7 protein-coding genes and 1 rRNA gene are annotated in these 7,434 nt (G+C 69.7%); all 8 read right to left on the bottom strand.

The features are described from left to right. A 16S ribosomal RNA gene (locus NUV94_06880) occupies positions 1–734 on the bottom strand; the annotation flags it as partial. 396 nt (positions 735–1,130) lie between these two features. After that, positions 1,131–1,550 (bottom strand): DUF116 domain-containing protein, encoded by a 420-nt coding sequence (locus NUV94_06875; protein ID MCR4392471.1) that lies wholly within the window; start codon positions 1,548–1,550, stop codon positions 1,131–1,133. Between the two features lie 7 nt (positions 1,551–1,557). Then, the gene (locus NUV94_06870; GenBank protein MCR4392470.1) at positions 1,558–2,031 is read right to left on the bottom strand and encodes a secondary thiamine-phosphate synthase enzyme YjbQ; all 474 of its coding nucleotides are present in this window, start codon (positions 2,029–2,031) and stop codon (positions 1,558–1,560) included. Between the two features lie 4 nt (positions 2,032–2,035). Then, a complete protein-coding gene (gene ispH / locus NUV94_06865; protein ID MCR4392469.1) occupies positions 2,036–2,881 on the bottom strand; it encodes a 4-hydroxy-3-methylbut-2-enyl diphosphate reductase in 846 nt (281 codons plus the stop codon). Then, positions 2,878–4,794 (bottom strand): squalene--hopene cyclase, encoded by a 1,917-nt coding sequence (gene shc, locus NUV94_06860; GenBank protein ID MCR4392468.1) that lies wholly within the window; start codon positions 4,792–4,794, stop codon positions 2,878–2,880. Before shc ends, ispH begins: the two co-directional genes overlap by 4 nt. Positions 4,795–4,825: 31 nt before the next feature. Continuing rightward, complete coding sequence (gene ispG, locus NUV94_06855; GenBank protein MCR4392467.1) at positions 4,826–5,884, bottom strand: flavodoxin-dependent (E)-4-hydroxy-3-methylbut-2-enyl-diphosphate synthase; 1,059 nt, start codon at positions 5,882–5,884, stop codon at positions 4,826–4,828. Then, on the bottom strand, positions 5,881–6,465 hold the full coding sequence (locus tag NUV94_06850; GenBank protein MCR4392466.1) for a hypothetical protein: 585 nt from the start codon (positions 6,463–6,465) through the stop codon (positions 5,881–5,883). Before NUV94_06850 ends, ispG begins: the two co-directional genes overlap by 4 nt. Then, the gene (hpnH, locus tag NUV94_06845) at positions 6,432–7,433 is read right to left on the bottom strand and encodes an adenosyl-hopene transferase HpnH (protein ID MCR4392465.1); all 1,002 of its coding nucleotides are present in this window, start codon (positions 7,431–7,433) and stop codon (positions 6,432–6,434) included. The genes NUV94_06850 and hpnH overlap by 34 nt, the downstream gene beginning before the upstream one ends. Between the last annotated feature and the right edge of the window lies 1 nt (position 7,434).

Here is a 7,434-nt window from a genome sequence, read left to right as displayed (position 1 = left end):
CGGCCGGAGTAGCGGTGAAATGCGTAGATACCGGCCGTTCCACCTTCCTCTGCCTCCCTCTAGCCCGACAGTTTCGTCCGACCTCCCCCAGTTGAGCCAGGGGCTTTCACAGACGACTTACCGAGCCGCCTAGGCGCCCTTTACGCCCAGTAAATCCGGGTAACGCTCGCCCCCTACGTCTTACCGCGGCTGCTGGCACGTAGTTAGCCGGGGCTTATTCCTGGGGTACCGTCATCGGCGGGACATTTCCTCCCCGCCTTATTCTTCCCCCAGAAAAGGGGTTTACACCCCGAAGGGCTTCGTCCCCCACGCGGCGTCGCTGGGTCACCGTTTCCGGCATTGCCCAAGATCCCCCACTGCTGCCTCCCGTAGGAGTCAGGGCCGTATCTCAGTCCCCATGTGGGGGGCCACCCTCTCAGGCCCCCTACCCGTCATCGCCTTGGTGGGCCGTTACCCCGCCAACAAGCTGATGGGCCGCAGCCCCCTCCCCACGTGGCACCGAAGCGCCTTTACTTCCCGGAGCTCGCGCTCCAGGAAGACCATCGGGTATTAGCCCTCCTTTCGGGGGGTTATCCCCGTCGCGGGGGTAGGTTAGCTACGTGTTACTCACCCGTTCGCCGCTCCGTACGTCAGTTCCATCCCCGAAGGAACTTCACCGACGCCGATCGCTCGACTTGCATGTGTTAGGCGCGCCGCTAGCGTTCACCCTGAGCCGGGATCATACCCTCTCGATTTAGCCTCAAGAGTTCCGATAGGGTTTCCCGTCGCTCCCTGTCCACTTGTCAATGACCAGCCTTCCCTGAAGATGCCCCTAGATGGGCGCCGATAGTATACCGGTCACCCCACACTCGGTCAAGGGTCGCCCGCGAGCGGGCCCAACCGCCACGCCCCCGCCGCAGGGGCCATCGCCCTCCCCCCGCCTCCCCGCAGCCTCGCCCTGTGGAAAACTTGGGCCGGATGTCCCACGCCCATGGGACAAGTGTCCCGAAAACCGGCCTTGGGAATAACCACCGTGCCCCGCGCCACCCCGCCATTTTCTTCCACAGGTTTTTCCACACCTTAACGTGACGGGGTAAACGTCCTACCCGGTTCGGCGATCGAGAAGACACGGCGGTGTGCTGGGGCACACTTCAGCCCAACCCCCCGGCACCCAACACGCGCAAGGCTTCCTCCAGGTCGACTTCCGTGTCCACGCAGCCGTCGCGCAAAAGAGGGACGGTGACCACCCACGGCCGTGATTCGCTCAGCTCCCCCACCGCCTGGATCCCCTCCTCGACCTCCTTCTGGCAGGCGATGGCCACGACCGCCTGCGGCGCAGTCTCCCGCACGAACCGGAGGGCCAACGCCCCGCCAGGGGCCACGCACACGCCCTTGTACCCCAGCCGCACGGCCTCCTCGCGCAGGGTGCGGATGGCACACGGCTCCGTACAGGCTGGGGGACACTGGAACCCCTCCCGCGATGGGCGCCCAGGACAGGTCTGACTCGGGCGCAGACAGTGGGGAAGAAGCAGGACCCGCTCCCGCGGCGGGACCTGCGCCAGCCGTCTCACCAGATCTTCAGACATATCCGAACACCTGGACCACGACCTCCCGCACCCGCGGCCGGTCCAGCTCTACAAGGAAGATGCGCTGCCAACGGCCGAGCAGTAGCCGCCCGTTTTGAATGGGCACCGCCTCGCCCGCCCCAAGCAGGAGGTGCTGACAGTGAGCATGGGCGTTGGGGCACTCGTCAGCGGTCATGTTGTGCACGCGGATGGAGAAGTCGTTGTGCCGGTAGTAGAGGTCGCGAGGCGCGACCCGCTTCAGGAACTCCTCCATGTCGGAGATGAGCAGGGGCTCGTTCTCGTTGATGCGCACCGCGGCGGTGGTGTGCCGCGAGAACACGAGGGCCATCCCCTCGTTGACCCCGCACTCCCGGACGAGCCGTTCCACCTCCCCGGTGATGTCGATGAACTGCGGCGCCCGCTCCGTGGCCACCTGGAACCAGAGGTAGCGGAGGATCAGGCGAACGGACGTGGCTGCGGTTTCCATCGGTTCACCCCTCCGCAAGCCCGCGCAGCCGGGCGATCACCTGGCAGATGACCTCGTCCGGGGTGGAGGCCCCGGCGGTCACCCCAACCCGCTCCAGGCCAGAAAGCCAGCCGGGCTCGATCTCGTCGGCCGACTCGATGAAGTGGGTGCGGACCCCGGTAGCCCCGGCGACCTCGGCCAACTTCCTGGTGTTGGCGGAATTGCGCGACCCGACGACGAAGATCGCCTGAACGCGGTGGGCCAACTCCTGGGCCGCCTGATACCTCCGGCCCGTCTCCGGGCAGGTGGTATCCACCACCTGGACCTCGTGCAGGTCCGGGTGGTGCCGGGCGAGCACGGCCAGGGCGAACTCCCAGAACGCCCCCCGCCCCTTGGTGGTCTGGGAGATGATGGCCAGGCGATCCGTTGCCGGCAGGGCGGCGGCGGGGTCCAACGTGGCATGGCCTTTCCCACCCGTCCAGGAGAGGAGCCCCTGGACCTCGGGGTGGGCGGCCTCCCCGTAGATGAGCACGGTGAACCCGGCCTCGCTCAGGCGGTGGGCGCTCTCCTGGGCCCGGTTGACGATGGGACAAGTGGTGTCCACAAGGGCAATCCCCCGCCGCTCGATGGCTTCGTAGGTCTCGCGCCCGGCCCCGTGGGCGGTGATGGCCACCGCTGGCTCCGTGACCTCGTCCAAAGAGCACACGACCCGCGCCCCTTGGGCAGCGAGGCGGTCCACGACGTGGGCGTTGTGGACGATCGCCCCCAGGGTCGCCAGGGGCCCGTCCTTGGCCAGGTGCTCCTCCACCATCTGCACCGCCCGGCGGACCCCGGGGCAGAACCCGCACACCCTCGCCACCTCGATCTTCATGCCTCGACCTCCCCCCGGTAGCGCCCGAGCGCCATGAGCGGGAAGCAGTGCCGGTACAGGTGGTAGCGGATCATGAAGTCGGTGGGGAAACCGGTGCCGGTAAAGTAGGGCTCGTCCCACGTGCCATCCGGCCCCTGGGTCTCCACGAGGAAGGCCACGCCCCGGCGCACGGCCTCCCCCCTCTCTCCAGCGGCGAGGAGCGCGAGCAGGGCCCACGCCGTCTGGGAAGCCGTTGAGGGCCCACGGCCGCGAAGTTCCACGCTATGGTAGGACTCCACCGCCTCCCCCCAGCCGCCGTCCGGGTTCTGCCGGCCAAGGAGCCAGGCTGCCGCCTTTTGCACCCGCGGATCGTCCATCGGGAAGCCGCACGCCGCGAGCGCCGGCAGCACCGCCCCCGTGCCGTAGATGTGGTTCACCCCCCACCGGCCGTACCAAGAGCCGTCCGCCTCCTGCTCCCGGAACATGTAACGTAGCGCCCGGTCCAGGGGGGTGAACCCCGGCCGGTACCCCATCCGCCCCAGGAGCTCCGCGATGTGGGCGGTGACGTCCACAGACGGGGGGTCGATCAGCTCGCCGAAGTCGGCGAACGGGATCTGGCGAACAAAGGCCTTGGTGTTGTTTCGGTCGAATGCCCCCCAGCCGCCGTTCCGGGACTGCATCCCGAGGAGCCACTCCAAGCCCCGCGAAAGGGCGAACTCCTTGGCGCGCTCCGGAAGATCGGTTCTCAGGATCGCCATCAACACCACCGCCGTGTCGTCGGTGTCCGGGTACACGTCGTTGTCGAACTCGAACGCCCAACCACCGGGGCGGGCCCGGCACCGCACCTGCCAGTCGCCGCCCACGAAGATCTGCTCCGAGATGAGCCACTCCCCGGCCCGCACCAGCGCGGGGTGATCGGCCGGCCGGCCGGCGTCCTGGAGGGCGAGCATGGCGAGGCCGGTATCCCACACCGGGGAGATGCACGACTGCAGCCGGAACCCGCTCTCGTCCTCGATGGCACAGCGGCGGAACCCGTCGATGCCGCGCCGCATCACCGGGCTCTCCCGGCTGTAGCCCAGGGCATAGAGGGCGATCAACGCGTACACCCACGGGGGCTGGATCCCGCCCCAGCAGCCGTCGGCTTCTTGCCGGGACACGATCCACGCCTCGGCCCGCTTCATCGCCTCTCGGCGGAGCGGCTTCCACGGAAGGGCCTCGTAGGCCCGCAGCCCGCGGTCCACGCCCCGGAACAGGGCCGCCCATGCCCCCGACTTCCGGGGAAGCGCAAAGTCGGCCCGCGCCCGACCCCGGGGGAAGAGCTCGTCGACCCGGGCGTGGGCCGGCACGGGGAACACCGGCTTCAGGGTGCGCACGATGGCAAGCGGCAGGATCGTCCCTCGGGCCCAGGACGCGAACGTGTACAGGTTCACCGGGAACCACCTCGGCAGCAGGACCAGCTCCGGGGGGAGCATCGGGGTCGCGTCCCACGGCCATTCCCCGAGCAGAGCAAGCCAGATCTTGGTGAAGGTCCGGGCCCGCTCCACCCCGCCTTGGGTGAGGATCCACTCCCGGGCGCGGCGCATCCGCAGGTCGTCGGGGTCCACCCCGGCCATCTTCAGGGCCACGTAGGCCTCGACCGTGGTGGAGAGGTCCCCCGGCCCCCCGAACCAGTTGGCCCAGGTGCCGTCTGCGCGCTGCCCTCCCAGGATGTAGCGGGCGATCTTGCCCCACAGGTCCTGGCTGCCGATCCCCAAGATGTGGGTCAGGAACAGGTGCTCGGCGGTGATCGTCACATTGGACTCGAGCTCTCCCCACCAGTACCCCTCGGGGTGTTGGCGGGCGAGGAGCCAGCCCACCGCCCGGTCGATGGCCCGATCGAGGTCCGTGACCCGTGATCCGTGATCAGCAAGCGGGGGCATCTCTTCACGGTTCACGCGTAACGAATTGCCGTTCACGGATGACGGTTCACGGTTCATGGCCTTTCACCTCCCGCCTGATCAGGGTCACCAGCTCCTCCACCAAGCGGACCTCGGGGACCTTGGGGAGGACGACCTTTCCGTGGGCGTACACGGTGCCGTGGCCCTGGCCCCCGAGGATCGCGAAGTCCGCCCTTTCCGCCTCGCCAAGCCCGTTCACCGGGCAGCCCATGATGGCGATGGTCAGGGGATGCACCACCCCAGCGAGGCGCGCCCGCACGGCTTGGGCGATCCCGGCGATGTCGACCCCGGTGCGGCCGCAGGTTGGACACACCACATAGCTCGGTCCGCGCCGCCGCAGCCCCAGCGTCGAGAGGATCTCCCACGCCGCCGCCACCTCCCGCACCGGGTCGCCGGAAAGGGAAACGCGGATCGTGTCCCCAATCCCCTCGGAAAGGAGGATCCCGAGAGCAACCGCAGACCGGATCGCCCCCTCCCACGGGGTTCCGGCCTCGGTGATCCCGAGGTGCAGGGGGTAGTCCACCTCCCGGGCGAGGCGCCGGTTTGCGTCCACGGTGAGGTGGACGTCGTGGGCCTTGATCGAGATCACGATGTCCCGGAACCCCACGTCCTCCAGCAGCCGCACCTCCCACAGCGCCGCCTCGACCAACCCCTCGGCCGTGACCTTCCCGTCCCGCCCCTTGAACCGGGCGTCCACCGAGCCGGCGTTCACCCCGACCCGGATCGGCACCCCCTTCTCCCCGGCAGCCACGGCCACCTCCCGGATCTTGTCGGGGTCGCGGATGTTCCCGGGGTTGAGGCGGAGCTTGTCCGCCCCAGCCGCGAGCGCGGCCAGGGCCAACCGGTGGTCGTAGTGGATGTCGGCGACGATGGGGACGGTCACTTCGCGCTTGATCTCCCGGATGGCCGCGGCCGCGTCCAGGCCCGGCACGGCCACCCGCACCACCTCGCAGCCGGCCGCAACCAGCCGACGGATCTGGTCCACGGTGGCCGGGATGTCGGTGGTGGGGGCGTTGGTCATGGACTGGACCACGATCGGGTTCCCCCCGCCGAGGACCACGTTCCCCACCTTCACGGCCCTGGTCATCCCCGTCCCTCCAGAACCGGCGTCAGGGCCCGTGCCGCCGCGCCGAGCCGGCGGGCACAGGCCAGGGCCCGCCGGACCCAGAGGAAGGCCTGCCCCCGCCGGGGGAGCTCCTCCCACAGGGCGTCCAGGACGACCCGGACCACGAGGAACGGGATCCCCCACCCCGAAAGCTCCCGAGCGAGGGGGGCCGATTCCAGGTCCACCCCCAGGGCCTCGATCCCGAGGATCGCCTTCTCCCGCGGCCCCACGAGCCCCGCCGCCGTGATCAGGGCCCCCACCTCCGCCCCCGGGACCGCCGCCCGGGCCCGCTCAACCAACTCCTCGCCCACCGGGATCGCCGCGGCCTCGCCCACCACCCGGTCCGCCAGGACCAGTGCGCCCGGCGTGAGGTGCCCCCGCAGTCCCCCGCAAAAGCCCACCACCAACACCCCGTCCGGCCGGCGGTCCGCCAGCCACCGCGCCAACCGCGTCGCCGCCCCCTGGCCCACCCCCAGGGCCCGCCGCGGCCCCGGGACGAACAGGAGCTCCGTGCGCAACGCCCCCACGGTCACGACCATCTCCGCCTCCGCACGAGCCTCCATGGGTGACCGAGCGCATCGAGGACGCTTGCCGGCTCGAACCCGGAGTGGAGCATGCACCCGGCGCAGCGGGGGTCCCGTCCCGGGCCATACCTTTGCCACAGCTGGGGGACCAAAAGCTCCTCCAGGCTAGAGACGTGCTCGTCGGCGATGAGGTAACAGGGCTTGCGCCAGCCGAGCACGGTGTACGTGGGCACCGCCCACGCCGCGCAGTCGTAGGCGCGCTCCCCGCGCAGGAAATCGAGGAACAGGGGGTTGTCGTAGAACGGGAACCGGTCTTTCCCGTTGAGGATCGCCCGAAACGCCCGCACCGCTTCTTCCCGCCGGAGGAAGAGCTCCTGCTCGGCTACCTGCTCGTAGGCGTAGCCCGGGGAGAGCATGATCCCCTCCACCCCGAGCCCGACCAGGGTGCGGAAGAGCTGCCGCAGGTCATCGGGATCGGAGCCGTGGAACACGGTGGTGTTCGTGCACACCCGAAATCCCCGCGCTCGTGCCTCGCGGATGGCGGCGATCGCCTCGGCGTAGGATCCAGGCCGCCCGGTCACCGCGTCGTGGACGTGGGCCGTCCCGTCCAAGTGGACCACGAAGCACAGGCGCTCGTGGGGCCGGAACTTCGGAAGCGACTCCCGCAGGAGGAGGCCGTTGGTGCACAGGAACACCCACCGCCGCCCCTCCACGAGCCCCCGCACGATGTCGGCGATCCCGGGATGGAGGAGCGGCTCCCCGCCGGACACGGATACCACCGGGGCACCCGCCCCATCCGCCACGGCGAGGGCTTGGTCCACCGAGAGCCGGAAGGCCTGGTGCTCCCGGTACTCGCGGACCCGGCCGCACCCAGCGCAGCGCAGGTTGCAGGCCTCGAGGGGCTCGAGCATGAGCACGATGGGAAAGAGTCGCCCCCGCCGCAGGCCCGGAGCCCGCCGCACGAGGTACCGCCCGAGCTCATAGGTCATCCGCCACGGTCGCCCCATG

The sequence above is a fragment of the Candidatus Acetothermia bacterium genome, from assembly GCA_024653305.1.
Lineage (GTDB): Bacteria > Bipolaricaulota > Bipolaricaulia > Bipolaricaulales > Bipolaricaulaceae > JACIWI01.
Note: the sequence above shows the minus strand (reverse complement) of the source record. Positions and strands in the feature narration are given on the sequence as shown.